Source organism: Pseudomonas mandelii (genome assembly GCF_900106065.1).
Classification (GTDB): Bacteria; Pseudomonadota; Gammaproteobacteria; order Pseudomonadales; family Pseudomonadaceae; genus Aquipseudomonas; species Aquipseudomonas mandelii.
Genome location: NZ_LT629796.1, coordinates 5432501 through 5458504 on the forward strand (window position 1 = coordinate 5432501; position 26004 = coordinate 5458504).

The following is a 26004-nucleotide window of genomic DNA, read 5'->3' on the forward strand; positions in this document are numbered from 1 at the left end:
GTTTAGAACGTCGTGAGACAGTTCGGTCCCTATCTGCCGTGGACGTTTGAGATTTGAGAGGGGCTGCTCCTAGTACGAGAGGACCGGAGTGGACGAACCTCTGGTGTTCCGGTTGTCACGCCAGTGGCATTGCCGGGTAGCTATGTTCGGAATAGATAACCGCTGAAAGCATCTAAGCGGGAAACTAGCCTCAAGATGAGATCTCACTGGGACCTTGAGTCCCCTGAAGGGCCGTCGAAGACTACGACGTTGATAGGTTGGGTGTGTAAGCGCTGTGAGGCGTTGAGCTAACCAATACTAATTGCCCGTGAGGCTTGACCATATAACACCCAAGCAATTTGCTGACCTGAAAGGGCACCAGATTGCGGTGTGTGAAGACGAAATGAACCGAAAGTTCGATTGTTCACAAACACCGAGATCTATCACATACCCATTCGCTGGAGCGTGTGCCGTAAGGCAAACGAGCTGGCTACCGAATTTCTTGACGACCATAGAGCATTGGAACCACCTGATCCCATCCCGAACTCAGCAGTGAAACGATGCATCGCCGATGGTAGTGTGGGGTTTCCCCATGTGAGAGTAGGTCATCGTCAAGATTAAATTCCGAAACCCCTATCTGCGTATGCAGGTAGGGGTTTTGTTTTGTCCGCAGGAAAGTGTGCTTTTTGAAACTCCGTATATGGACTACCAAGAAACATTCGATGTCCCCAGCGAGCCTCATTCATCCTGAACAACGGAATGAACGAATACCTGCTGCCAGGGACTATGGGTAGCTGTTAGGCCACGTTTATTGATATGTGCTCATCAATCAAATGCTGCACCACACCCGGATCCGCCAGGGTGGAGATATCACCCAACCCATCGTATTCGGCAGTCGCAATCTTGCGCAGGATCCGGCGCATGATCTTGCCCGAACGGGTTTTCGGCAGCCCCGGTGCCCACTGGATCACGTCCGGCGAAGCAATCGGACCGATCTCTTTACGCACCCAGTTTTTCAGTTCCAGACGCAGTTGCTCGCTCGGCTCTTCACCCGCGATCAACGTGACGTAGACATAAATGCCCTGCCCCTTGATGTCGTGCGGCACACCAACCACGGCCGCTTCGGCAACTTTCGGGTGCGCAACCATCGCGCTTTCGATCTCGGCAGTACCCATGCGGTGGCCGGACACGTTGAGCACGTCGTCCACACGCCCGGTGATCCAGTAGTAACCGTCTTCATCGCGACGTGCGCCGTCACCGGTGAAGTACATGCCACGGAAGGTCTTGAAGTAGGTGTCGACGAAGCGGTCATGGTCGCCGTACAGCGTGCGCGCCTGGCCTGGCCACGAATCGAGAATCACCAGGTTGCCCTCGGCCACGCCTTCGATGATGTTGCCCAGGTTGTCGACCAACGCTGGCACCACACCGAAGAACGGACGTGCCGCCGAACCCGGCTTGAGGGCGTGGGCGCCCGGCAGCGGGCTCATCATGTTGCCGCCGGTTTCGGTCTGCCACCAGGTGTCGACGATCGGGCAACGGGACTTGCCCACATTCTTGTAGTACCAGTCCCAGGCTTCCGGGTTGATCGGCTCACCCACCGAACCCAACAGGCGCAAACTGCTGCCATCAGCACCTTCAACAGCGGCTTGACCCGACGCCATCATCGCGCGTATCGCGGTCGGTGCGGTGTAGAGGATGTTGACCTTGTGCTTGTCGACGATCTTCGCCACCCGGGTGATGTCCGGGTAGTTCGGCACGCCTTCGAACAGCAGCGTGGTCGCGCCGTTGGCCAGCGGGCCGTAGACGATATAGCTGTGGCCAGTGACCCAGCCGACGTCGGCGGTGCACCAGTAGATTTCGCCCGGGCGGTAGTCGAACACGCGCTCGTGGGTCATGGCGGCGTACAGCAAGTAACCGCCGGTGGTGTGCTGCACACCCTTCGGCTTGCCAGTCGAACCGGAGGTGTAAAGGATGAACAGCGCTTCTTCAGCGCCCATCTCTTTCGGCGCGCAGACACTGCCCGCCACTTTCATCAGGTCTTCGTACCAGATGTCGCGATGCTGGTTCCACTTGATGTTGCCACCGGTGCGCTTGCACACGATGACTTTCTGGATGCTGCTGGTTTCCGGGTTGGTCAGCGCGTCATCGACGTTGGACTTGAGCGGGATCTTCTTGCCGGCACGAATGCCTTCGTCAGCGGTGATGACCACTTTGGATTTGCAGTCGATGATGCGACCGGCCAGGGCTTCCGGCGAGAAACCACCGAACACCACCGAGTGAATCGCGCCGATCCGGGTGCAGGCCAGCATGGCGACCACGGCTTCGGGGATCATCGGCATATAGATAGTCACCACGTCGCCGCGATGCACATCCTGGCCGCGCAAGGCGTTGGCGAACTTGCAGACTTGTTCGTGCAGCTCGCGGTAGGTGATGTTGCGGCTTTCGGCCGGGTCATCCCCTTCCCAAATGATCGCGACTTGATCGCCGCGCTCGGCCAGATGACGGTCGAGGCAGTTGTAGGAAACGTTGAGGGTGCCGTCGGCGAACCATTTGATGTCGACATGGTGATCGTCGAAGGAGGTTTGCTTCACCGTGGTGAAAGGCTTGATCCAGTCGAGGCGCTTGGCTTGCTCGCGCCAGAAGCCGTCCGGGTTGACGACCGACTGCTGGTACATGGCTTTGTAGGTTGCCTCGTCAGTCAGCGTATTGGCCAGAACCTCGGGACGAACGGGATACAGAGAAGCCGCACTCATCTTTCTTACCTCGGTGGAATAGTTGTTTGTGATTTGTCACTGTTTGCAGCCTGAGCACTCAGGCAATTGCGAAACTCAAATCCTGAAACGACTGAGCAGTTTGTCCTGCTGGCCGACGTGGTCCACCATCACTGAACATTGACGAACCTGTTTGTCCGCACTGCCGGATACCTCAAGACTGATATCGCGGATATTGGTCGTGTTGCGATTGATTTCTTCGGTCGTGGCGCTTTGTTCTTCAGCCGCCGCGGCGATCTGCAGGTTCATGTCATTGATACGATAAATGGCCTCACGTATGCGCTTCAGGGTGTCATTGGCTGCGTTGGCATCCCCGGCAGTCTTGCTAGCCGTATCGCGGCTTTGCTGCATTTGCACTTGGGCGTGTTTCACGCCTGTCTGCAACTGGTCGATCATCTCGCGTATTTCCTGCGTGGATTGCTGGGTTCGCGAGGCCAGTGAGCGCACCTCATCAGCCACCACAGCAAATCCGCGTCCCGATTCGCCGGCACGTGCCGCCTCGATGGCCGCATTGAGTGCAAGAAGGTTGGTCTGGTCGGCGATGCTGGTGATAACCGCCACAATGGACTCAATGCTTTGACTGAGCGTGGACAACTCATTGATCGCATGACCTGTGGCGTCCATCTCTTCAGCCAAACGCTTGATGGCCCCCGTAGATCTGGAAACCAGAGCAACCCCGTCCGCTGTTTCCTCGTTAGCAGCGATTGCCGCTTCGGCAGCGGTTTGGGCGTTACGGGCGACATCTTCGGCTGTCGATGCCATCTCGGTCATGGCGGTGGCCAATTGATCCAGTTCTTGTAATTGAACTTGTACACGGTTGGCTGCCTGGTCCGCTTCGCATGACGTCGCTGTGGTGCTCTCACGAACGCGTTGCGAGCTGTTTTTCACATCGCCAATGAGCGCTTTCAGGTTCTGCAGGAACTGGTTGAACTCCCCGGCGACTAACGCAATTTCATCATTGCCGACCACGGGTAGTTGGCGGGTCAGGTCGCCTTCTCCGCGATTGATGTCTGCCAACGAATCCTTGAGTTGATCCAGGGGGCGCAGTAGCCGCCTTACCAGCAGGCCCAGCACCAACAGGCTAATCAGCACGCCCAGGCCGGTACCGATGACGGCACGCCAGCTCAGGATGTGGGCTGCGGCCATAACGATGTCCTGATCCAGCACCACACCGATATACCAATCCATGCCCTTGAGACCGGAGAGCGGAATGAAGGACACCAGGAGAGACTTCCCACCGCTGCTGACCTGCTGAAGCTGACTGTCGAGAGGCAGAACGCTGCCTGCGAAAAGCTGGTTGTAGGGCTTGCCGTTCAGCTCGGCGTCCGGATGGGAAATAATGTTGCCACTTTTACTCAGCAGGAACGCATAACCGGCCCCACCGAAATCCAGTGTATTGATGGCATCGGCAACCGTAGTCAGGCGGATGTCACCACCAAATACCCCGAGCAACTGACCGGCGTCGCTGATCCGCGCGACTGCCGAAATCAGAATTTCACCCGTGGTGGAGTCCTTGTAGGGTTCGGTTAAAACGGCCTGGCTACCGGCTTTTCCGGTTGCGTACCAAGGGCGGGTGCGACCGTCATAATCAGGTTTTGGATTCCAGGAGGCAGTGTTCTTGATGGGTTTTCCATCAGACTCAAGGGCGCCGAATACCAGCTTGAATTCATCTTTCAAAATGGGCGAATCGATGATTCGTTGGGTCGCTTGCGCACTGTACTGGCGGTCGATCGCTTGGGACGTCAAATCCATCAGACGCAGTTTGCCGTTCAGCCAGTTTTCGATCTGACGTGCCACAGCATTGCTCGATTCGGAGATGCTCGCCTCGACCTGATGACGCAAAATCGTACGTATCTGCTCTACCTGAACCAGCGACAGAAGACTGGTTGTCACGAACAGCACACAAGCAGCCACAAGGCTCACCTTGTAACGGATTTTCATCGAGGACTCCAAAGGATCGATCAAGGGGAGCAGGGCATCCAGTCCTTGAATGTCAGGTTATCGAGGACGCCTTCGCGAGCAAGCCGGCTCCCACAGCGGGCACGCATTTCAAATGTGGGAGCGAGCCTGCTCGCGAAAGCTATTGGAAAGGGCGACACAGGATTACCTGTATAACCCTCGATTTTTAGAAGAAGCCCAACGGATTGATGTCGTAGCTCACCAGCAGGTTTTTGGTCTGCTGATAGTGATCGAGCATCATCTTGTGGGTTTCACGGCCGACGCCGGACTTCTTGTAACCACCGAACGCGGCATGCGCCGGGTACAGGTGGTAGCAGTTGGTCCACACACGACCGGCCTTGATGGCGCGGCCCATGCGATAGGCGCGGTTGATGTCGCGGGTCCAGAGGCCGGCACCCAGGCCGAACTCGGTGTCGTTGGCGATGGCCAGGGCTTCGGCTTCGTCCTTGAAGGTGGTGATGCTCACCACCGGGCCAAAGATTTCTTCCTGGAACACGCGCATTTTGTTGGTGCCCTTGAGCAGGGTCGGCTGGATGTAATACCCGGTCGCCAGGTTGCCCTCGAGTTTTTCCACCTTGCCGCCGGTCAGCAGCTCGGCGCCTTCGCCCTTGGCGATTTCCAGGTACGACAGGATTTTGTCGAATTGCTGCTCGGACGCCTGGGCGCCAACCATGGTGTCGGTGTCCAGCGGGTCGCCACGTTTGATCGACAGCACTTTCTTCATCACCACTTTCATGAAGTCGTCGTAGATCGACTCCTGCACCAGCGCGCGGGAAGGGCAGGTGCAGACTTCGCCCTGGTTGAAGAACGCCAGCACCAGGCCTTCAGCGGCTTTTTCGATGAAGGAAGGTTCGGCCTTCATGATGTCTTCGAAGAAGATGTTCGGCGACTTGCCACCCAGCTCCACGGTGGACGGAATGATGTTTTCGGCGGCGCATTTCATGATGTGCGAGCCGACCGGGGTCGAGCCGGTGAAGGCGATCTTGGCGATGCGTTTGCTGGTGGCCAGGGCTTCGCCGGCTTCTTTGCCGAAGCCTTGAACGACGTTCAGCACGCCCGGCGGCAGCAGGTCGCCGATGAGCTCCATCAGCACGGTAATGCCCAGCGGGGTTTGCTCGGCAGGCTTGAGCACCACGCAGTTACCGGCGGCCAGGGCCGGGGCGAGTTTCCAGGCGGCCATCAGGATCGGGAAGTTCCACGGGATGATCTGCCCGACCACGCCCAGCGGTTCGTGGATGTGATAGGCCACGGTGTTGCCATCGATCTCGGCGGCGCTGCCTTCCTGGGCGCGGATGCAACCGGCGAAGTAGCGGAAATGGTCGGCGGCCAGCGGGATGTCGGCGTTGAGGGTTTCACGCACGGCTTTGCCGTTGTCCCAGGATTCGGTGATTGCCAGAACTTCCAGGTTCTGTTCAATGCGGTCGGCGATTTTCAGCAGCACCAGCGAGCGCGCCTGGGCGGACGTGGCGCCCCAGGCATAGGCAGCGGCGTGGGCGGCGTCCAGGGCTTTGTCGATGTCTTCGGCCGTGGAGCGCGGGAATTCGGCAATCGGTTGGCCATTCACGGGCGAGGTATTGGTGAAGTACTGACCTTTGACAGGCGCGACGAACTCGCCGCCGATGTAGTTACCGTAACGGGACTTGAAGGAAACTATGGAACCGGGAGTACCAGGGTGGGCGTAGTTCATGATGGCGTTCTCTTGTATTTTTTGGTTGTGGCCGTCCTTGGGACGGCCACTGTCAGTTGCACAAGCGCTACAGGCTCAAGAGCCCTGAGGGGTTTCGCCACGTGCCAGACGGGCATTGATGTCTTCGATGACCGCCGGCAAATCAACGATGGTGTCGATCAGGTAGTGCGGGCGGGAACCTTCGAACATCTTGACGATGCGCGCGCGTTCCTCGGCCAATTCCTCCAGGGATAAATCCTTGAACTCTTCATAGGTCAGGCCCAATGCATTGCCGGAGCAGGTCAGCGCCACGGTCCACATGCCCGCACTACGACCTTCCAGAATGCCGGGCCAGGTGTCATCGACCTTTACGCACGCGGCGACGTCGCTAATCCCCAGCGCAATCACGTTGGCCAAGGCTTGAGCAGGGTGCGGGCGTCCATTGGGCACTTCGTCAGTCGCCACCACGTGGTCGGTGACATAACCGTTCTTGCGCGCCAGCTCTACGACTTTCTCCATGACCACAGCCGGGTAGCCTGAGCAGGAACCGATTTTCAGGCCCTTGTCGCGCAAGCCGTTGATGGTGTCGAGCGCACCAGGAATCAGCGCCGAGTGCAGCGCGATCTTTTCGATCTGCAGCGGCATGAAGCGTTCGTAGAGGGCGGTGACATCATCATCGGTTGGCAACCGACCGAAGGCGGCATGGTAGCGGTCGGCAATCTGTGGCTCGTTGCACAGCGTGCGGATGTGGTCCCACTTGCCCATGCCCATCGGTCCGCGAGCTTCTTGCAGGGCAACCGCAACGCCGAACTCGGCAAAGGCTTCGACGAAAATCTGGGTCGGTGCGAACGAACCGAAATCAACGACGGTGCCCGCCCAGTCCAAAACCACAGCTTGCAGTTGGGAAGGTTGTTTGTAGTCCATGATGATTGCTCCAGTAATGGGTGAGTGATTGATTCGGGTTCAGGAGTTGGTGCCGACAATGACCGGTTGCACTGGAGTTGAGGCCAGCTCCTTGCTTTCCACCGTTTTCGGGCGACTGTTCCAAAATGGAATCAACATCAAGCTGGCCAGCAGCGCCGCGACGGTGAACACCAGGAATATGGTGGTGGTGTCGAAATATCCGGGTAACAGGCCGCCGAGGACCGCCCCTATCGAACCGCAACCGTTGACGAAACCTGCGGCGGAAGCCGCACCGTCCTTACTGCCGAAATCAATGGCAGCCGAGCCGCTCATCATCGAATCCGGCCCGTAGAGTGTCAGGCCCATCATGAATAGCAGGCCAACCACCATGTAAAGACTTCCGCTCTGCATGGCGGGGACGAACAGCGCAAGGCAAATGGTGAGAAGAACCAGGCTAAGGACACAGGCCGGCATACGACGAGCACCGAAGTACTTGTCTGATGCGATACCGATGAGGATCGGACCTGCCAGACCCGCTAGTTCAAAAGCCGTTGGAACGATTGCGGATGCCACTTTGCCAATCTCGGGCATCCGTTCGTAGATAATGACTGGCCCCCACAGGAGGATCGCGTAGCGCGCTGGCTTGAGCATGAAATACGCGAGGCCAAGCACCAGCACAGTTCGATTTTTCATCACCGTGCGCAAGCCAGCCCACATACTTTCGCGCGGAACTGCGACCTTGCTGACGGGTTCTATTTCGATCTCGACGGGAGGCAGGCCGACATCTTCTGGCTGGTTGCGCTGCAGGAAAAAGAACAATACCGCTACAACCAGTACCACCACGGCGCTGCTGATGAACGCTATGCGCCAGTCATGGTACTGGTTATAAGCCCACCAACCGGCAAACGGTGTTGCTACCAGACCCCCGAAGGCGTAGCAGGTGCTCCAGTAACCCAGTACGCGGCCGCGTTCGCCAGTGCTGAAAAAACTACCGACGTTCTTGCACAGGCCAGACCAACCGGTGGACTGAGCCAGGCCCTGGATTAACATGCAGGAGGCGAAAATCGGTAAGGTGGCGTAAGTGCCCATAAGTAGCGCAGCTAACGCGGAAATGACGAGCCCGCTAAGTACCACGACCCTCGGGCCGAAGCGGTCAGAGAAGTTGCCCCAAAGAAACTGTCCTACTGCATACGCGGTAAGGTAGAGGGCATCCAGATTGGCCATCATGGACTTTTCGAGGATGAAGTTCGGGTCTTCGCCAATACCCAGTTTGGCGACAGAAAACGCCTTGCGGGTAAAGTAGAAGGCGGCATAGGCCACCCAGGTGATGAGGAAAATTTGCACGCGCCAACGCTGGAGCGATTTCCAGCCGGTTGCGAGAGGACTTGTAGCATTCTTGTTCATGGTGTTCTGATCCCGTATGTGGTGCCAGACAGCGCAAAGTAATTGTTTTTGTTTTCGGTACAGAAAATCTGTCCACGCACACGACATCGATTAGATGGCAGTGAATGGCATCAGGCTTTAAGTTTTAAATTGCCACGGTCACTGACTGCTGCTCGGCATTGCCTAGCGATAAGTCACCGGATCCATGTTTTAAAAAAAGATCCCTGTCCAAAGGTGCTACCCATTGCACCTGTGCTCGAATTGACAAGAACCTTTAAAGGGGCGGTCAGCCTGTCGGCTGTTGCATGTCGACGTTCATCGCTACAAGACTGTCGGCGATGGCGCGCAGCAACTGGTGGACGATGTATTCGTCGATCTGGCCGATACAGCCAATACGGAAACTTTCGGCTACCGTCAGTTTGCCGGGGTAGATGATGAACTGACGGGCTTTGAGTTCATCGTAGAACCGTTTGAACTCAAAATTTGGATGTTCTGGACTGAAGAACGTGGTGATGATTGGCGACAGCCAACGGTCCTCAAGCAATGTTCTAAAGCCAAGTTCGCGCATGCCGGTGACGAGTACATCGCGATTGCGGGTGTAGCGCGCCAACCGGCCATGCACGCCGCCTTCGGCAGTGTGTTGCTCCAAGGCTTTATGGAACGCTACCACGCTGTGGGTCGGTGGCGTGAAACGCCATTGGCCAGTGCGCTCCATGTAAACCCACTGCTCGTAAAGGTCGAGGCTGAGTGAATTGGCGCGGCCTTTGGCGGCCTCGATCACGGAGCGACGGATGATAACGAAACCGAACCCCGGAATACCCTCGATGCATTTGTTGGCAGAAGACACCACCACGTCGAAAGGTATTTCATCGACCGCCAATGGCACAGCTCCGAAGGAGCTCATCGCATCGATGATCAGGCTCTTGCCATGCGCATTCACCACATCGGCAATTTGGCGCAGCGGATTGAGAATGCCGGAGCTGGTTTCGCAATGGACGAGGAAGACGTTGGTGACGTCCGGGTTATCCCTGAGCAGGGCGTCCACTTCCTCGGGCTGGGGCGGCAAGTAATCCCCTTTGTCCAGGGTGATAAACGCGCGACCCAGATACTCCAGGGTCTTGGTGGCGCGTTGGCCATAGGCGCCATTCATTAATACAAGCGCTTTGCCGTCTCGAGGGATGGCAGTGGCTAAAGCAGCCTCCACCGAATAGCTGCCGCTGCCTTGCAAAGGCACGCAGACGAAGCTGTCGTCCTTTATGCCTGCCATGCTGAGCAAGTTCTGGCGAACTTCAGCAGTGACTTGATTGAAGGAAACATCCCATGAACCCCAGTCGCGCAGCATCGCTTCCTTGGTGGCTTTGGACGTGGTCAACGGGCCTGGCGTCAGCAGGTAAGGTTCACCCAAGGCTGGAGTAGCCAGCGCTTGTGTGGTCGGGAATTCAGCTTTGGTCATGATCTTCTCCGGCGGTGTTGTTTTTGTAAGGAGTGATGCATGGGCCAATAAAAACACTCGCCTAGAAATAACTGAAATCGATTTATCACATGTCAATAACAAGCTGAGCTTATAAGTGAGCATCTTGGATCTCGCGCTCTATTATCGCGATTCCATGGTTATCCGGTTCAGATCGCCGCGCCCTGGGCGATCAAGGCCACTGGGCGGCGCGACGCATCTGTGTTGTAAACAAAAAAACCGCCCGGCCAATGGCCAGGCGGTTTTTAGTGGCAAGCGTAATGTTTTCGCTGCGTGATGGAGGCGTTAGCCCTTGTCTGACTTGCCAGCCGCCGCGGCGAATTTCGCCAGACGCACATCCAGTCGACGGGGGCGCAGGTTGTGGTCCTCGGCGTGCTCCTTGCGGCGAATGGCGTTGCGCACCATCAGTGAGCCCAGGTAACGGATCGGCTCCGGTGGGAAATGGCCGAGTGGACCTTGCACCAGCGGCGAGCGTGTCCATGGGTTGTCCATCCCCAACACCAGCGATGAGAGGATTTTCCCTCCCATATGACACGGGCCGACGCCGCTGCCGGAATAGCCGAAGCCATAAAAGATGTTGCCGCTAGCGCCCATGCGACCGAAGAACGGTAGCCCGGTGACGGAGCGATCGGACGGGCCATTCCAGGTGGCGGCGATGCCGACATTGGCAAAGTCCGGGAAGAACTCCGCAAGGGTGTTGCGCAACAATCCTTTGTAGGGCGAAGGCTGGTCGAATACGGGCAGGATGCGCCCGCCGTAAGCGAAGGTATTGCCACCTTTGCCGAGCATGATCCGGCCGTCCGGAGTGTTGTGGTAGTAATGCACGAAGATACGTGAGTCGAGCACGGTGACCCCGCTGGTCAGGCCTATGCGCTCGAGCAGGTCAGGTCGTGGCTCAGTAATAATCATGTCGCTGGAGACGATGGCTACCGACCGCGAGAACTGTGGAAAAGCACGGGCCATCCAGGCGTTCATCGCCAACACGACACGATCGCAGGTCACTTTCCCGTTCGGCGTGTTGACGATGGTGGGCAGCCCCTCTTCCAAACCGGTCATCGGCGAGCCTTCGTAGATGCGCACACCCAACTCCATTGCGACTCGACGCAGACCACGCACCAGCTTGCCCGGTTGCACACTGGCTGCCGCAGGCGAGAACCAGCCTTCCACGTGTCGGGTTGAACCCGCCATACGCTGTACGTCAGCTAGCGCGCATTTGGAGAAAGAGTTGATGCCATTGCGCTCCAGCGCGGCGATCACCCCGTCGGTCGAACCGACCTGAGCGCGGTTAGTCGCCGTGTAAAGCGTGCCATCGAGACGGTAATCGGCATCAACCGCGTACTTCTCGCAAAAGCTGCCGATGGCGTAAATGCTCTGCTCCGATTCCTTGACCAGGCGTATTGCCTCCTCGACGCCGAACAAGCGTTCCAGGGTGAAGTACTTGGCCGACCAGGACAGTGCACAGCCGCCGTTGCGCCCACTGGCACCGGCACCGCAGATGTCGGCTTCGACGATGACCACGTCCAGCTCGGGATTCTGTTCTTTGAGCATGATCGCGGTCCACAAACCGGTGTAACCACCACCGACAATGCAGACATCGGCGCGGGTGTTCTGCCGCAGCGGCGGGCAGGGCGAGTCGGGTTGAGTTTTCAGGGCCTGATCGAGCCAGTAGGGGCGCATGAGGTCATCTCCGTTGGAGCGGTTTGGGGGCAGGGTTTCAGGAAGCAATCAGCCGCACGCGGCGACCACGATCATTTCCACGCGCCAACCGGGGTCGATCAAATCCGCCAGGGTGCAAGCTCGTGTGGGGGCATGGCCTTCGGGAAAGAACGCGTCCCAGACTTTGTTGAGCCCTGCATAGTCCTCGCGATGGGCGAGCAGGATACGCACCGAAAGCACCTGCTTGCGGCTGCTGCCGGCACTGAGCAATAGCTGCTCGATACCGGCGAGCACCTCGCGGGTCTGCTCCTCGATATCGCCCCTGAGGTCGCTGGCAACCTGGCCTCCGATATAGAGGTGGTTGTCGTACCGGACCATGTCCGAGCGGCGTTTTAGGGCTGTGAAACGTTCGATTTCCATTAAGCATTCCCAGGTTGATAGGAGGGCGCAGTGTTCGAACACTGGTCGGGGCTTGTGAAAACCATGCTTGCAGTTCATCGTTTATAAATAAAATCGATTTAACGTATGCATGAATAAGCTGAACCTATGCTGAGGCTTCCCCGATGACGATTTCCCATACTCAACTCAAGGCGTTCCACGCTGTCGCTATCAACGGAAGTTTTACCCGCGCGGCAGAGCAGCTCTGCCTGTCTCAACCGGCGGTGTCCGACCAGGTTCGCAAGCTTGAGGATTACTACGGGGTGATGGTGTTCTACCGCGACAAGCGTCTGGTACGCCTGACTGAAGTGGGCGAGCGGTTGTTCGGCCTGACCCGGCGCTTGTTTGATATCAGTGTCGATGCCCACGACATGCTGATGGACTACCGCACCCTGTCCACGGGAACCTTGAACCTCGCTGTGGATGCGCCGGTGCATGTGCTGCCCTATGTCGCACGCTTTTGCAGTCGTTATCCCGGTATCGATGTGAAGATTGAAACCGCCAATACCGATGAAGTGTTGCAGCGGTTGTTCGGCCATCAGGCCGACATTGCTCTGCTGGGGCGCAATATCGAAGACGACCGACTGCTGTCGCTGCCCCTGCGTAGCGATCCGATGCTCGCGTTCGTCGCGCTTGACCATCCCTGGGCGCAACGCGAATCCATCAGCCTTGGCGATCTGCACGACACGCCGCTGGTCCTGCGCGAAAAAGGCTCAGTGACGCGCCTGTGCCTGGAGGAAGAGATGGCAACCGCGGGCTTGCGCATCCGCAAGGCGATCGAAGTGGAAGGCCGTGAAGCCGCGCGCGAAGCCGTGGCGATAGGTATGGGCGTAGGTGTTGTCTCGGCGACCGAGCTTGGCTTCGACTCGCGGCTTCGCGGGTTGCCAATCGTCGATAGTCAGCGACGCTTCACCGAGACACTGGTTTGCCTGCGTGCACAGAGTTCCCGGCGCATCCTGACGACCTTTTTTGAGATGGTTCGAGAGAGATTGGCTGAATGAAGTATGGGGTTCGATGTGGATGCTATCCGGCAGCGTCACCCTTTAAAAGATCAATGCTTTCGCGTTACATACCTGATCGATACGTAAAACGTTTCTGTTCTTGCGACCGCACTGGTTGCCGGCGATGAGGGGTTCAAATATCAGCCGCTCGTCGAACATCGAGGATTAATCCAAGGTATCAACAACCGCGCGGATTTTGTCGGCGAGAGCCAGCAAATGCTCAGCGTATTGCTCCAGTACGGCTTCGATGGACTGCGGAGTAGATAAGCTGATATTCAAAATGTGATCTTTGTAATTGTGAATGCCCAGAGGAGTGGAAATAGCGACTACTTCAGCTTGCCAAGACGCAGCGCAGTACCCCCTGAGTCGAACACTTTCGCATGATTCTTCGATATCCGTTTTGAGCACCTTCCATCTGGCATCGCAGCGTTTGGACTTGAATTGCTCCATCAGCGTCTGCCGTTTTTGAGCGGGAATAGTTGCAAGATAGGCACGCCCCAGGGATGTGAATTCCATGGGGACTCGCTGGCCGGTTTGTACTGTGCGCGGTGTGTTCTTGCGACTCAGTCGGATCGATTCCAGATAGATCATTTCATCTCGGTCGGCAGCGGCCAAACCTACGTTCACTTTCAGCGTCTGAGCGGCTTCGCGCATCAGCGGCGCGGCAAGGTGTATCAGCGAGCTGCTGTTGTACATGGCATTGCCAAAGCAAAGGGTGGCGGGTGCGAGGCGATAAGCACTGCGCTGGCCGTCGTACACCAGCATGCCGCTGTGGATCAGTGTCTGGGTCAAACGACTGATCGTGGACTTGGACAACCCGGTGCGCTCGCTGATATCGCCATTGCCCAGGTATTCGGTGCCTGCACGGAAGGCTCGCAGAATTTCCAGGCCGCGCTCAAGCGAACGGTTTATCGGCGCTTTGCCGGCGCCCGGCGTATCAAACCCGTCGTCCTCGCTCATCGTGTTCCACCCAGTGGAATTGCCGGATTGTCAATCATGGGGAGCTCCATAGACTTGGGATCAGCGCAAGGCTCTTCAGTTTGGGCCGCTGCCATGCCAACAACAAGAGAGAGATTCCCCATGACGATGTTGCAAAGTGTTACTTCGCCGATCCACATGGCCGTCGATGACGACGGCATCGCAGTGCTGACCCTCAATCGCCCCGAGGCTCGCAATGCGATCAGCGACGAGATGCGCAGCCACATGATCGAGTTGCTGGAAGAGGTGGCAGCGAGCAGCCAGATCCGCGCCCTCATCATCACCGGCACCGGCAAAGGCTTCTGCGCGGGAGGCGACATCAAGGGCATGGAAAAACGTATGAGCGCACCGGCGGGCGAGGTGGCCTTTAACGGCTGGAAGCGCCAGCAGCGTGTGCATCATGCGGTCTCCCTGTTGCTCAATCTGCCCAAACCGACCCTGGCCGCCGTCAATGGCGCTGCCACTGGGCTGGGTTGCGACCTGGCCTTGAGCTGCGACTTCGTGGTGTCCTCCCGGCAAGCCAGCTACGCCATGAGTTACATCGCACGAGGCCTGATCCCCGACGGTGGCGGCTTGTACCTGCTGCCGCGTCGGGTCGGGCTGCCCAAGGCCAAGGAGCTTATCTACACCGGGCGCAGCGTACAGCCTGAAGAAGGTCTGGCGATCGGCCTGGTGGATCGGGTGGTCGATCACGATGACCTGCTAGACAAAACCCGGCGCTGGGCGCTGGAATTGTCCGCTGGCTCAGCGACCGCGCTGGCATTGAGCAAATCCATTCTCAACAACAGCTTCGAACTTACCCAGGCCCAGGTATTGGCCATGGGCAGCCAGGCCCAGGGCATCTGCTACACCTCGGCCGAGCATCAGGCGTCGGTCGCGGCCTTTCTGGCGGCCAAGGCGAAGAGGGGATGAGCATGGATAACATTTCCCGCCTGATGAACCCGCGCAGTGTCGCGGTGATCGGTGCGTCCGGCGATGCGCAAAAGACCTCCGGACGGCCCATCGCATTCCTGCGCAAACATGGCTTCGAGGGCCGCTTGTACCCGGTCAACCCGCGTTACACCGAGATCGACGGGTTGACGTGCTATCCCTCTATCGCCGCGCTGCCCGAGGTGCCTGATGCCGCCATCATCCTGCTCGGTCCCGAACGTGCCAACCAGGCCGTTGCCGAACTGGCGGCCATGGGCACGCCAGCGGCCATCGTGCTTGCCGGTGGTTATGGCGAGGCTGGCGAGGAAGGCATCGCGCGCCAGCAAGCCTTGCAAAAGGCGCGGGGCAACATGCGTATCCTGGGGCCGAACACCATCGGTCTGATCAACCTCACCCAGGGCATCACCTTGTCGGCCAGCGGCGCGCTGGATCAGGATGCGTTGAGAGCGGGCAATATCGCGGTGATTTCCCAGAGTGGCGGGATCCTGGGCTCGATCCTGTCCCGCGGTGCCGCCGCCGGCATTGGTTTTTCCAAGCTGGTGGCGACCAGCAACGAAGTCGACCTGGATGTCGCCGATTTCGTCGACTACCTGGTGGATGACGAAGCTACCGAAGTCATCGCCCTGTACCTGGAAGGGCTGCGCGATACCGAGAAGTTCAGCCGCGCCGCACTCAAGGCTCGTGCCGCCGGCAAGCCCATCGTAGTGTTCAAGGTCGGGCGTTCCGAAGCCGGCGCCCGTTCGGCGGCTTCGCATACCGGCGCCCTGGCCGGAGCCGATGCACTCTACGACGTGTACTTCAAACAACTGGGTATCGTGCGGGCGCAGACGTTTGCCGATCTGCTCGACCTGCCGTTCGCGTTGGCCAGCCGGCGCACGATGGTGGGTAACCGGGTGGCGATTCTGACCTCGACCGGCGGAGCCGGCACGCTGATCGCCGATGCCTTGGGTGCCAATGGTTTCGACACCCCGCCGCCGGGTGAGGCCACGGCCGCACGTTTGCGCGATTTGGATATCGGCGACCAGGCGGTGCTCGATCGCAACCCTATCGACCTGACGCTGGCTGGCCTGCAGCCGCAGATCATGCAAGAGGCCATGCGCATCCTGCTGGAAAGCGCGGACTACGACGCGGTCATCAGTGTAGTGGGCTCATCCGGCGTCGCGCGCCCGACGCTGATGGCCGACGCGATCCGTAATAGCCAGCGCGACAGCAGCAAGCCCGTACTCGCCTATGTCAGCCCGCACGCGCCCCAAGCCTTGCTGCGCATCAACAGCAACCAGGGCGTCGCCTTTACTGCGCCTGAGGCCTGCGCGAGTGCGTTGCTGGCGATGAAAGCCAAAGCCTACGTTGCTCAAGATACGCCGCATGCGCAATCGAGCAGCCAGCATATGACGGCCGAGGAAGTTCAGCAGTTACCGAGCGGAACCCTTGATGAACAGCAAAGCAAAGCCCTGTTTACCCGTTTCGGTGTGCCCGTCACCCGCGAGCAGGCGGTCGGGGAAGCCGGCCAGGCAATCGAGGCCGCCCGCATGCTCGGACCGAAGGTGGTGCTCAAGGTGCTCTCCGAGCGCATCACCCACAAGACCGAAGTCGGCGGCGTTGCGCTCGGCCTGACCGAACACAGCATTGGCCAAGCGTTGGACGACATGCGCAGCGTGGTCGCGGGCAAGGTCGGGTTCGTGCCCGAGCGCTTTCTTGTCCAGGAGATGGTCAGTGGTGGCCACGAGCTGATTCTGGGCTTCCATCGTGACCCGCAACTGGGGCCTGCGCTGCTGCTGGGCATGGGCGGTGTCAGCGCCGAACTGCTGCGGGATACCAGCATGCGGCTGCTCCCGATCACGCGCAAAGACGCGGACGCGATGCTCCGGGAGTTGAAAACCTTTGCGTTGCTCGATGGTTATCGCGGCGCGCCCAAGGCCGATATCAACGCGCTGGTCGATTGCATTGTCGCGTTCGCCGACATGGCCACCACCCTGGGCACAAAGCTCGACGAGGCAGAGATCAACCCGTTGCGGGTTTTTGCCGAAGGGCAGGGCGTGAGGGCGGTGGATGGCCTGACACTGTTGGCCTGAGGCTCCACCTGTTCCACTGTGTGGAATAGGTGGATTGACCCCCACACCCTCGGTTTCATAATCAAGACAGCTTCATCAACGACTCATAAAAACAAGTAGGTCGCTATGAACGTATTTAATTGCACATCAAATCAACGGCTCCCTCTGGGTAACGTCCATTTTCAGAGCGGGAGCCCATCATGCCTGTCGCATTGAAATCCATCACCCAGCCCAAAGGCGCTGAACGCGACGAGCAGGCTTCATCGCTCATTCAGTTTATCGGCGTCTCCAAATCCTTCACCGTCAAGGGTGTGGCCAAGCAGGCCTCCCATAGCATCAACCTGTCGATCAAAAAGGGCGAAGTGGTCACCGTGGTCGGGCCGTCGGGATGCGGCAAGTCCACCCTGCTGAACATGGTCGCGGGGCTGTTTGCGCCCACTGAAGGGCAGGTGGTCTACAACGGCAAGGCCGTTTGCGGGGTCAATGGCCGTACCGGCTACATGACCCAGAGTGACCACTTGCTGCCCTGGCGTGATGTGGTCGGCAACATTGCCGTGCCGTTGGAAATCCAGGGCATGGCCAAGGCCGAACGGCGCGTGCGCATTCAGGAACTGATTCAACTGGTGGGTCTTGAAGGCTTTGAAAAGTCTTATCCCAGCCAGCTCTCCGGCGGCATGCGTAAACGTGCGGCCCTGGCTCGGCTGCTGGCTTATGACCCCGAAACCTTGCTGATGGACGAGCCCTTCGCGGCGCTGGATGCGCAACTGCGGATGCGCATGCAAACCGAATTGATCCGCCTCAGTCGCCGGTTGAACAAGACCGTCATCTTCGTCACCCACGATTTGGATGAAGCCGTGGCACTCGGCGACCGTTGCCTGATCTTCGCCGGCCGCCCCGGCACCATCGTCAAGGATGTACAGATTCCCCTGGGCGAGGAACGCAACATTTTGCAGTTGCGCAAGGACCCCCGCTATCACCAGCTCTGCGGTGACTTGTGGGATTTCATGACCCCGTCTTTGAACGATGCAGCAAAGGATAACCGAGCATGAATATTTTCCTTGGACGCCTGGCGATTTTCATCGTGATTTTCGGTACCTGGCAACTGTCATCGGGGCCGTTGATCGATCCCTTTTTCGTTAGCTCACCCAGTGAGATCGCCGGCAAGTTCTACGAGCTGGTCATCAGTGGCAGGCTGTTTTCTCATGGCGGGATAACCGTGGTGGAGACGCTCGCAGGCTTCGTGCTCGGGGCGACCGTCGGGATTGCGGTGGGGCTGCTGTTGGGCCGAAACGAATTGCTGGCCAAGCTGCTCGATCCGATCCTGATCTCGATCTACAGCCTGCCGAAAGTGGCCCTGGCTCCGCTGTTCATCATGTGGTTCGGCATCGGCATCGAGATGAAGATCATCCTGACCGCCACCATTGTGTTCTTCCTGGTGTTCCTCAACACCTACAGCGGCGTGCGTGCGGTTGACCGCGAGCAGCTGGAGATCCTGCGCTTGATGGGCGCCCGCGAACACCACCTGATCACCAAAGTGGTATTCCCCTCGGCCATCCAATGGGTGTTCACCGGCCTCAAGCTTTCGGTGCCCTACGCCCTGATCGGCGCCATCGTCGGCGAAATCATGGCCTCCAATCGTGGGCTCGGCTACCTGCTGCAGGATGCCGCCGGGCAGTTGGACACTGCCGGTGTGTTCGCTGCACTGGTCGCGATTATCGCCCTGGCGCTGCTGCTGCAAGCGGTCGTGCGGATGGTTGAAACCCGACTGATGCCGTGGAAAAAAGACTTGGGTGATCGTGAAGCTTCGGTTTGACCTGTTCATAACGCACAAGAAAATACAGGTGTACGCATGTCTATTAAAACGCTGATTGCAAAGTTGGGTCTGGTCGCTTCGCTGGTGGCCGCAAGCGCTGGCGCCTATGCGCAGGACATCAAGGTTGCCCTGGGCACCGACGGCTTCGTGCACATGCCACTGTTCGTGGCGGTGGATGGCGGCTATTTCAAGAAACAGGGGATGAATGTCGAACTGATCAAGTTCAAGGGCGGCGGCGCCGCGACCTCGGGCCTGGCCAGTCGAACCGTCGAGTTCTGTTCGTGCGCGATCCAGAACTCGATCAATGCGAAATTGAAGGGCGCCGACCTGACCTTGCTGGGGCGACTGGTCGGGCAGTATGCGAGCAATGTGGTCATCAGCCAGAAGAAAGCCGACCAGCTCGGTCTGACCGCGCAAACCCCTATGGAAGAGCGCTTGAAGGCGATGAAGGGCTTGAAGATTGCCGTCAGCGGTTCGGGTGGCAGTGCCGACTTCCTGGTGCGCTTCCTCGGTGAAAAAGGTGGTCTTTCGGCAGAGAAAGACTTCACCTTGCTCTACCTCAACAGCGCCAGTGCCATTCTGACCGCGTTCTCCCAAGGACGTATCGATGGCTTTGCCTTGTCCTCGCCAACTTCGGACAGCGCGATTATCGAGCACAAAGGTTTCACACTGTTGGACATGGCCGACGGGCAGGTCAAGGAACTCGATGGCTATCCTTCGATCGCCTTGAGCGCACGCAAACAGTGGGCTGATGAAAACCCGCAAACCGTGAAGCAATTCCTCGACGGCCTGGCACAAGCGACAAAACTGATCAACGAAAACCCTGAGCAAGCGATGAAGCTGGTGCGCGCCCGTTTTGAAGGTACGCCGGATAACGTCTATGCGGCGGCTTGGAAATCCAACAAGCACTCGTTCCCGCAAACGCCCTACTTGAGCGAAGAAGATGTGGCTCGGGCCATCGTGTTTCTCGGCAAGATCCAGGGCCAATCGATTCCCGGCAAGGCCAGCGACTACATGACCTCCATGCGCTGATCCCCCCCTCTCAACACTGAAGCAGGTACCGGTCCACCGATCTCGACTGAGTTCGGTGTGGCCGAGTACGGCCTGGAATTGCTCATGAATAATAAGAAAACAGCTGCATCCTGGGGCGTCATCGTCGCCGTCGGGCCATGGCTTGCCAACGCTCAGGCCACGGATTTCCTGGCGGATGCCAAAGTCGACCTGGAGATGCGCAACTTCTACATGAACCGCGATTTTCGCGACGGCAGCGGCCAATCAAAACGCGATGAATGGGCCCAGGGTTTCATTCTTCGTGCACAGTCGGGCTACACCCCCGGAGTTGTCGGCTTCGGCCTGGACGCTATCGCCATGGTCGGCCTGAAACTCGACTCCAGCCCGGACCGCACCGGTACCGGCTTGCTGCCGGTTCACGATGACGGCAGGGCGCCCGATGAATATTCCAAGGCCGGCTTGACGGCAAAAATGCGCGTGTCCAAAACCGAGTTGAAGGTGGGTACCTTGATGCCCAAGCTGCCTACCTTGCAATCGAACTTCGGGCGTTTGCTCCCGCAGACCTTCCGCGGCGGCATGCTCGAATCCCGCGAGTGGGGCGGCCTGGAACTGATTGGCGGGCACCTTGATCAAGTCACTGACCGCGATGTCACTGGTGCGCAAGGGCTGGCCATCAATAACAAGAATCGACGATTCAGGGGCCCGCTCGATGGCGGCAACTTTGAGCTGGCGGGCGCCGCCTATCGTTGGAAGACCGTGCAGCTGACCTACCAGGTCGGTCGCCTGGAAGATGTCTACCAGCAGCATTTCCTGGGGCTCACCAGCGCCCACGAGGTCGGCGGGGGCAAGTTCAAGTCGGACTTGCGGCTGTTCATCAGCGACGATCAGGGACAGGCACGCGCCGGGCAGGTGGACAACCGCGCGTTCAGCGCAATGACCACCTACGAATGGCGTGGCAACGCGTTCAGCCTGGGTTATCAGGCCATGAGTGGAGATTCGGCCTTTCCCTACGTCGAGGGCACCGACCCGTATCTGGTCAACTTCGTGCAGGTGGGCGACTTCGCCGAGAAGGGCGAGCGTTCCTGGCAACTCCGTTATGCCCGTGACCTCGCGACATGGGGCCTGCCGGGGCTGACCTTCATGACTCGCTATATCAAGGGCACGGATGCAGAAGTGCTGGCCACCGATTCAGGCCGCGAGCGCGAGCTGGATATCGAATTGCAGTATCGGGTGCAGAGCGGACCGCTCAAGGCCCTGGACATACGCTTGCGCAACGCCGCTTACCGCTCGGACTTCTCCCGCAATGCCAACGACACGCGGGTGATCCTCAGCTATCCCATTTCCTTCCTGTGACTCGGGTAACCCTCATGGATTCCTTGGTAAGTCTGAAAACAGATGACGGCATCGGTGTCATCACCATCAACAACCCGCCCGTGAATGCCTTGTCCCAGGGCGTGCGGCAACAACTGTCAGCCTGTCTGGCGCAGGCGCAGGCCGACCCCGCTGCGCAGGCCATTGTCATCACCTGCCAGGGCAAGACGTTTGTGGCCGGCGCCGACCTCAAGGAGTTCGACCAGCCGTTGATGGAACCGCACCTGCCGGACGTTCTGAACGCTATCGAAAACAGCCAGAAACCGGTGATCGCCGCTCTGCATGGCTCGGTGCTCGGTGGTGGCCTGGAGCTGGCGCTGGCGTGTCATTTGCGCATCGCCGATGAACACACCGTGCTGGGCCTTCCTGAGGTCAGTCTGGGCCTGATACCTGGCGCGGGCGGCACGCAGCGCCTGGTTCGCCTGTGCGGCGCGCTGGTTGCCGTTGACGTGGTAATTGCCGGGCAGCGGCTGACGGCGGCGCAGGCGCAGGCCGTCGGGCTGGTGGACCACTGCGTGACCACCGACCTGCAAAGTGCGGCGATCGAGCACGCCATGCGCTTCCTCCTCACCGAGCCATTCTGGCGGCGCACGCGGGATCGATTGATACCTGCCCACGACGCTACTGAATTCAATGCGAAGGTGGCAGGGGTGATGAAAAGACTGGCTGGGCAACAAGCCCCCCAGGCCGCCCTTGAAGCGATCAACGCAGCCCTGACCGAATCGTTTGACGACGGCATGGCGTTGGAGCGTTCGCTGTTTATCGGACGGCGGCAATCCGCCCAGGCCAAGGCTTTGCGGCATCTGTTTTTCGCCGAGCGGGCCCTGGCCGGCCGTACACGCAAGCTCGCCGTCAATGGCCAGGCGCACGCGATTCAGAAGGTCGCGGTGATCGGTTCGGGCACCATGGGCGCCGGGATTGCCATCTGCGTGGCTAACGCAGGTTTCGCCGTGAGACTGATCGATGTACAGGAGGCCGCGCTGCAACGCGGCGTAAAGAACATCGACGATTATTACCGGGACGCGTTGCTTAAGGGGCGCATGGATGAACACGCTTGTCAGGAACGCCGGGCGTTGATCCTGCCATCGACTTCAATGGACGCTGTGGCGGACGCCGATCTGGTTATCGAAGCGGTGTTCGAAGACATTGAGGTCAAGCGCGCGGTGTTTCGCCAGCTGGATACCCTGTGCAAGCCGGAGGCGATTCTGGCGACCAACACCTCGTACCTGGACGTCGAGGCCATCGCCGATTGCACACGTCGCCCGCAACAGGTGTTGGGCATGCACTTCTTCAGTCCCGCGCCGGTGATGAAGCTCCTGGAAGTGGTGCGCACCACCCAGACCGACAGGTCGGTCCTGGCTGCGGTGCTGACCTTGGCGCAGCGTCTGGGCAAGGTGGCGGTCACCGTGGGGGTGTGCGACGGCTTCGTGGGTAATCGGCTGTTGGCCGCGAGGGAGCGCGAAGCCATGTTCCTGCTGGAAGAGGGCGCATCAATCGAGGCTGTCGACCGGGTGATGCGTGGGTTTGGCTTCCCCATTGGCCCCTTTGAACTGCGTGATATGGCCGGTGTGGATGTCGCCTGGCGCAACCGCCAGGGGCGTCTGTTGGAGCTGAGCGAGCGTGAGCAACGCTGCGATTGGGTCGATAAATTGTATGCGGCAGGACGGCATGGGCAAAAAACCGGGCTTGGGTTTTATTGCTATGCGCCGGGCAGCCGCCAGGCTGTGCCGGATTCATGGCTGGCGCAATTGTTGGAGCAGCATCGCCAGCAATGGAATATTGCGCCCCGTAGCATCTCTGATCAGGAAATCGAAGAACGCTGCCTGTTTGCGATGATCAACGAGGCTGCCTGGTTGCTCGACAACGATATTGTGGAGCACCCTGCTGATATCGATCTGGTATGGGTTCATGGCTACGGCTTCCCGCGTTACAAGGGCGGGTTGACCTACTATGCCGACCAGACAGGGCTCGGTTATGTGGCGAAGGCGCTTAAGCGCTACAACCCCGAGTCGGGCAGGGCGCTCTCGGCGTTCATGACTCAACGCAAGACCTTCCACGCTTATTGACGAGAAAGCCCCGGCCGCTGACCGAGCCCGCCGGGGCCATGTTGAGTCAGGCGTCCTTGATCGCGTCGAGGGCCGCATCAGTGTCGGCGCACCTCTCGGCAAACCCAAGCCACAAACGGCAATTGTCCGAATGACGTGATGAGTTGTTCGGTAACTATTTTTTCGTGCGTGAATGGGAATTAGTGTTAATTGCGAATGGTTTTATATAGCATGCTCGCTTGGTTTTTGGCGGTTGCACCCTCTGTATTGGCCTATTCGTTAAGGTTTTCCTCTCCATGCGTCGAACCCTGTTTTCCATTTGTGTACTGCAAGCGTTGTCGTCTTCCTCGTGGGCTGAACAAACGGATGTAGCTCCCTCAACGCTTGAGCTGGACGCAACCGATGTTATCGGTACCGCGAATTACGAAAGGGCGGACGGCCCGGTGCAGGGTTATCGGGCGACGCGCTCGGCCAGCGCCACGCGTACCGACACGTCGATCCATGAAACCCCGCAATCGATCAGTGTGGTCTCGAAGGATGCAGTCGAGGATCTGGGCGCCACCCGTTTGCAGGAAGCGCTGGACTACGCCGGGGGCGTGGGGCGGGCGAACAATTTTGGTGGGCAGGGCCTGACCACGTTTACCGTTCGAGGCTTCACCACTGGCGAGTTTTATCGCAACGGTTTTCCGATCAACCGCGGCTACCCGAACATGCCGGATGCCAACACGATTGAGCGACTCGAAGTGCTGCGCGGCCCGGCCACCATGCTCTACGGTCGGGGTGATCCTGGCGGCACCTTCAACGTGGTTTCCAAACAGCCGTTGCCCGAGCGCACCGTCACCCTGGGCAGTCAACTCAACGATCAGGGCATGAAACGCGGCACGCTGGACGCTTCCGGCCCGCTCGACGAAGAAGGGCGCCTGGCCTATCGACTGAACGTAGTGGGCGAGGGCGGCGACACCTTCCGCGATCACGTCGAAACCGAACGCTACGGTATCACTCCGGTGCTGACGTGGCAGGCAACCGATGCGACCAAGCTCATTTTCGAAGGCGACTTCATGCGCAACAACGCGCCTCTGGATCGAGGCGTTACGCGTTACGCCAAACAGATTGGCACCGCCTCCCGCGACAGCTTTTTCGGCGAAAAAGACGTTGGCAAATTGCATAACGACAACAATATGGCGCAACTGCGTTTCGAACACATGCTCAACGACGACTGGACGCTGGGCGGCGGTTTCCAGTGGCTCGACGGATCGCTCAAGGGCAACGCGGTCGAGGCCAACGGTATTGCCGATGACGGCCGCACCTTGGGGCGCAACTTCAACTATCGCAAGCTGGAGTGGACCGATAAGGATACCCAACTCAATCTGACCGGCCATTTCGATACCGCTGGTTTGCAGCACACGTTGCTCACCGGTATCGAGTACGAAGATTACGATTACAAGTCGATCATTCAACGCTCCAGCGGTGCGGTCGGCGCGTACCCGATCGACATCTTCGATCCGGTGTACGGCCAGCCGCGTCCGGCACTCACCCGCACGCCGACTCACGACAAGGAAAACCTCAAGACGTATGCAGCGTTCGTGCAGGATCAGGTGGCATTGACCGACAAATTGAAGGTGCTGGCCGGGGCGCGTTTCGAACGCTTCGAACATGACTACGAAACCTTCGTGCCGGGCGGCAAGAGTTGGCAGGCCAGTGACAACGCGGTGACCCCGCGCATCGGCGTGACCTACGACCTGACCGAGACATTGGCGGTCTATGCCGACACTGCGCGCTCCTTTAAACCCAACACCGGCGCAAGCCGCGAGGGCGGCGGGTTTGCGCCGGAGAAGGGCAAGTCTTACGAAATGGGTATCAAGTGGGAAGCGCTGGATCAGCAGTTGAGTGTTGACGCGGCAGTCTACCAGATCGAAAAACGTAACGTGTTGACCACCGACCCTGTTGATTCGACCTTCAGCGTTGCGGCCGGTGAGGTGCGCAGCCGTGGCTTCGACGTCAATGTTGCCGGCAACCTAACGCCCGAATGGCGCGTGATTGGCGGCTACGCCTATGTCGATGCCGAAGTGACCAAAGACAACGTGCTGCGCTCTGGCACGCGCCTGCTGAACATCCCGAAAAACAGCTTCAGCCTGTTGAATATGTATGAGTTCCAGGATGGCACCCTCAAGGGGTTGGGCTTGGGTACCGGGCTCAAGTACGTCGACGAGCGCGCCGGGCAAACCGCCAACACCGCGTTTTCGATGGGCAGCTACACCGTTGTCGATTTGCTCAGCTTCTACAAGATCAATGACAAGGTGCGGCTCAATCTTGACGTGAAAAACCTGTTTGATCGTGACTATGAAGAAGGCGCATTCGGTAACGTCTATGCCTATCCGGGCGCGCCGCGAACAGTACAAGTTGGCATTTCCTACACCTTGTAGCGTGCAGTGCTGGTGCACGCCGAGTCTTCCGCGGTAACGCGGGAGGTGAGGCGATGTGCACCAGCGGTAGATTTCGTTCCGCCCGCATAGACGACAACTGCAGGTTAAGGCGTTTTAGGCCGTGCGCAAATTTGGAGCTGGATTCAATGGTGCTT

18 protein-coding genes, 2 rRNA genes and 1 pseudogene (1 of these 21 running past the window's edge) are annotated in these 26004 nt (G+C 58.8%); 11 read left to right on the plus strand and 10 right to left on the minus strand.

Going from position 1 to position 26004, the window contains the following annotated elements:
• A 23S ribosomal RNA gene (locus BLU63_RS25340) occupies window positions 1–322 on the plus strand (it extends 2570 nt beyond the left edge of the window).
• Window positions 323–480: 158 nt separating this feature from the next.
• A 5S ribosomal RNA gene (gene rrf, locus BLU63_RS25345) occupies window positions 481–596 on the plus strand.
• A 180-nt stretch (window positions 597–776) separates the two neighbouring features.
• Here the strand turns inward: rrf and acs are convergent.
• The 9 genes and pseudogenes from acs to BLU63_RS25385 all read right to left on the minus strand — a co-directional run bounded on the left by acs (window position 777) and on the right by BLU63_RS25385 (window position 12208).
• Complete coding sequence (gene acs / locus BLU63_RS25350; protein WP_083376540.1) at window positions 777–2732, minus strand: acetate--CoA ligase; 1956 nt, start codon at window positions 2730–2732, stop codon at window positions 777–779.
• A 75-nt stretch (window positions 2733–2807) separates the two neighbouring features.
• The gene (locus tag BLU63_RS33890; RefSeq protein ID WP_370693265.1) at window positions 2808–3521 is read right to left on the minus strand and encodes a methyl-accepting chemotaxis protein; all 714 of its coding nucleotides are present in this window, start codon (window positions 3519–3521) and stop codon (window positions 2808–2810) included.
• A 144-nt stretch (window positions 3522–3665) separates the two neighbouring features.
• A pseudogene (locus BLU63_RS33895) lies at window positions 3666–4691 on the minus strand (HAMP domain-containing protein); the annotation flags it as partial.
• Window positions 4692–4875: 184 nt separating this feature from the next.
• Complete coding sequence (gene exaC / locus BLU63_RS25360; protein ID WP_083376542.1) at window positions 4876–6396, minus strand: acetaldehyde dehydrogenase ExaC; 1521 nt, start codon at window positions 6394–6396, stop codon at window positions 4876–4878.
• 75 nt (window positions 6397–6471) lie between these two features.
• Window positions 6472–7299: a phosphonoacetaldehyde hydrolase gene (gene phnX / locus BLU63_RS25365; RefSeq protein ID WP_083376543.1), complete on the minus strand. Its 828-nt coding sequence runs from the start codon at window positions 7297–7299 to the stop codon at window positions 6472–6474.
• Window positions 7300–7338: 39 nt separating this feature from the next.
• On the minus strand, window positions 7339–8682 hold the full coding sequence (locus BLU63_RS25370) for an MFS transporter (RefSeq protein ID WP_010461067.1): 1344 nt from the start codon (window positions 8680–8682) through the stop codon (window positions 7339–7341).
• Window positions 8683–8947: 265 nt separating this feature from the next.
• Window positions 8948–10114: a 2-aminoethylphosphonate--pyruvate transaminase gene (locus BLU63_RS25375; protein ID WP_083376544.1), complete on the minus strand. Its 1167-nt coding sequence runs from the start codon at window positions 10112–10114 to the stop codon at window positions 8948–8950.
• Between the two features lie 303 nt (window positions 10115–10417).
• A complete protein-coding gene (locus BLU63_RS25380; RefSeq protein WP_083376545.1) occupies window positions 10418–11809 on the minus strand; it encodes an FAD-dependent oxidoreductase in 1392 nt (463 codons plus the stop codon).
• Between the two features lie 48 nt (window positions 11810–11857).
• The gene (locus BLU63_RS25385; protein WP_083376546.1) at window positions 11858–12208 is read right to left on the minus strand and encodes a RidA family protein; all 351 of its coding nucleotides are present in this window, start codon (window positions 12206–12208) and stop codon (window positions 11858–11860) included.
• A gap of 143 nt (window positions 12209–12351) precedes the next feature.
• Between BLU63_RS25385 and BLU63_RS25390 the strand changes: the two genes are divergently transcribed.
• Window positions 12352–13227, plus strand: coding sequence for a LysR substrate-binding domain-containing protein (locus BLU63_RS25390; RefSeq protein WP_010461058.1), 876 nt, complete (start codon window positions 12352–12354; stop codon window positions 13225–13227).
• Between the two features lie 165 nt (window positions 13228–13392).
• On the opposite strand, the gene BLU63_RS25395 is transcribed toward BLU63_RS25390, so the two are convergent.
• Complete coding sequence (locus tag BLU63_RS25395) at window positions 13393–14187, minus strand: IclR family transcriptional regulator (RefSeq protein WP_083376547.1); 795 nt, start codon at window positions 14185–14187, stop codon at window positions 13393–13395.
• 120 nt (window positions 14188–14307) lie between these two features.
• Here BLU63_RS25395 and BLU63_RS25400 point away from each other — a divergent pair, with 120 nt between their 5' ends.
• From BLU63_RS25400 to BLU63_RS25435, 8 genes are all read left to right on the plus strand, one after another.
• Complete coding sequence (locus tag BLU63_RS25400) at window positions 14308–15117, plus strand: enoyl-CoA hydratase/isomerase family protein (RefSeq protein ID WP_083376548.1); 810 nt, start codon at window positions 14308–14310, stop codon at window positions 15115–15117.
• A gap of 2 nt (window positions 15118–15119) precedes the next feature.
• A complete protein-coding gene (locus BLU63_RS25405; RefSeq protein WP_167362282.1) occupies window positions 15120–17207 on the plus strand; it encodes an acetate--CoA ligase family protein in 2088 nt (695 codons plus the stop codon).
• Window positions 17208–17386: 179 nt separating this feature from the next.
• Window positions 17387–18235 (plus strand): ABC transporter ATP-binding protein, encoded by an 849-nt coding sequence (locus tag BLU63_RS25410; protein WP_083376550.1) that lies wholly within the window; start codon window positions 17387–17389, stop codon window positions 18233–18235.
• On the plus strand, window positions 18232–18999 hold the full coding sequence (locus BLU63_RS25415; RefSeq protein WP_017339233.1) for an ABC transporter permease: 768 nt from the start codon (window positions 18232–18234) through the stop codon (window positions 18997–18999). Before BLU63_RS25410 ends, BLU63_RS25415 begins: the two co-directional genes overlap by 4 nt.
• A gap of 36 nt (window positions 19000–19035) precedes the next feature.
• Window positions 19036–20031, plus strand: coding sequence for an ABC transporter substrate-binding protein (locus tag BLU63_RS25420; RefSeq protein WP_083376551.1), 996 nt, complete (start codon window positions 19036–19038; stop codon window positions 20029–20031).
• 84 nt (window positions 20032–20115) lie between these two features.
• Window positions 20116–21363, plus strand: a complete 1248-nt coding sequence (locus BLU63_RS25425; protein ID WP_186353651.1) for an OprD family porin — start codon at window positions 20116–20118, stop codon at window positions 21361–21363.
• Window positions 21364–21377: 14 nt separating this feature from the next.
• Window positions 21378–23447, plus strand: coding sequence for a 3-hydroxyacyl-CoA dehydrogenase NAD-binding domain-containing protein (locus BLU63_RS25430; protein WP_083376553.1), 2070 nt, complete (start codon window positions 21378–21380; stop codon window positions 23445–23447).
• Between the two features lie 275 nt (window positions 23448–23722).
• Window positions 23723–25849 (plus strand): TonB-dependent siderophore receptor, encoded by a 2127-nt coding sequence (locus BLU63_RS25435; RefSeq protein ID WP_083376554.1) that lies wholly within the window; start codon window positions 23723–23725, stop codon window positions 25847–25849.
• The last annotated feature ends 155 nt before the right edge of the window (window positions 25850–26004 follow it).

Coding starts and splice junctions, on each gene's coding strand:
- phnX (WP_083376543.1), bottom strand. CDS start 7,299: ATGGACTACAAACAACCTTCCCAACTGCAAGCTGTGGTTTTGGACTGG.
- BLU63_RS25415 (WP_017339233.1), top strand. CDS start 18,232: ATGAATATTTTCCTTGGACGCCTGGCGATTTTCATCGTGATTTTCGGT.
- BLU63_RS25380 (WP_083376545.1), bottom strand. CDS start 11,809: ATGCGCCCCTACTGGCTCGATCAGGCCCTGAAAACTCAACCCGACTCG.
- BLU63_RS25390 (WP_010461058.1), top strand. CDS start 12,352: ATGACGATTTCCCATACTCAACTCAAGGCGTTCCACGCTGTCGCTATC.
- BLU63_RS25395 (WP_083376547.1), bottom strand. CDS start 14,187: ATGAGCGAGGACGACGGGTTTGATACGCCGGGCGCCGGCAAAGCGCCG.
- BLU63_RS33890 (WP_370693265.1), bottom strand. CDS start 3,521: ATGACCGAGATGGCATCGACAGCCGAAGATGTCGCCCGTAACGCCCAA.
- BLU63_RS25375 (WP_083376544.1), bottom strand. CDS start 10,114: ATGACCAAAGCTGAATTCCCGACCACACAAGCGCTGGCTACTCCAGCC.
- exaC (WP_083376542.1), bottom strand. CDS start 6,396: ATGAACTACGCCCACCCTGGTACTCCCGGTTCCATAGTTTCCTTCAAG.
- BLU63_RS25430 (WP_083376553.1), top strand. CDS start 21,378: ATGGATTCCTTGGTAAGTCTGAAAACAGATGACGGCATCGGTGTCATC.
- acs (WP_083376540.1), bottom strand. CDS start 2,732: ATGAGTGCGGCTTCTCTGTATCCCGTTCGTCCCGAGGTTCTGGCCAAT.
- BLU63_RS25435 (WP_083376554.1), top strand. CDS start 23,723: ATGCGTCGAACCCTGTTTTCCATTTGTGTACTGCAAGCGTTGTCGTCT.
- BLU63_RS25405 (WP_167362282.1), top strand. CDS start 15,120: ATGGATAACATTTCCCGCCTGATGAACCCGCGCAGTGTCGCGGTGATC.
- BLU63_RS25400 (WP_083376548.1), top strand. CDS start 14,308: ATGACGATGTTGCAAAGTGTTACTTCGCCGATCCACATGGCCGTCGAT.
- BLU63_RS25410 (WP_083376550.1), top strand. CDS start 17,387: ATGCCTGTCGCATTGAAATCCATCACCCAGCCCAAAGGCGCTGAACGC.
- BLU63_RS25370 (WP_010461067.1), bottom strand. CDS start 8,682: ATGAACAAGAATGCTACAAGTCCTCTCGCAACCGGCTGGAAATCGCTC.
- BLU63_RS25385 (WP_083376546.1), bottom strand. CDS start 12,208: ATGGAAATCGAACGTTTCACAGCCCTAAAACGCCGCTCGGACATGGTC.
- BLU63_RS25420 (WP_083376551.1), top strand. CDS start 19,036: ATGTCTATTAAAACGCTGATTGCAAAGTTGGGTCTGGTCGCTTCGCTG.
- BLU63_RS25425 (WP_186353651.1), top strand. CDS start 20,116: ATGAATAATAAGAAAACAGCTGCATCCTGGGGCGTCATCGTCGCCGTC.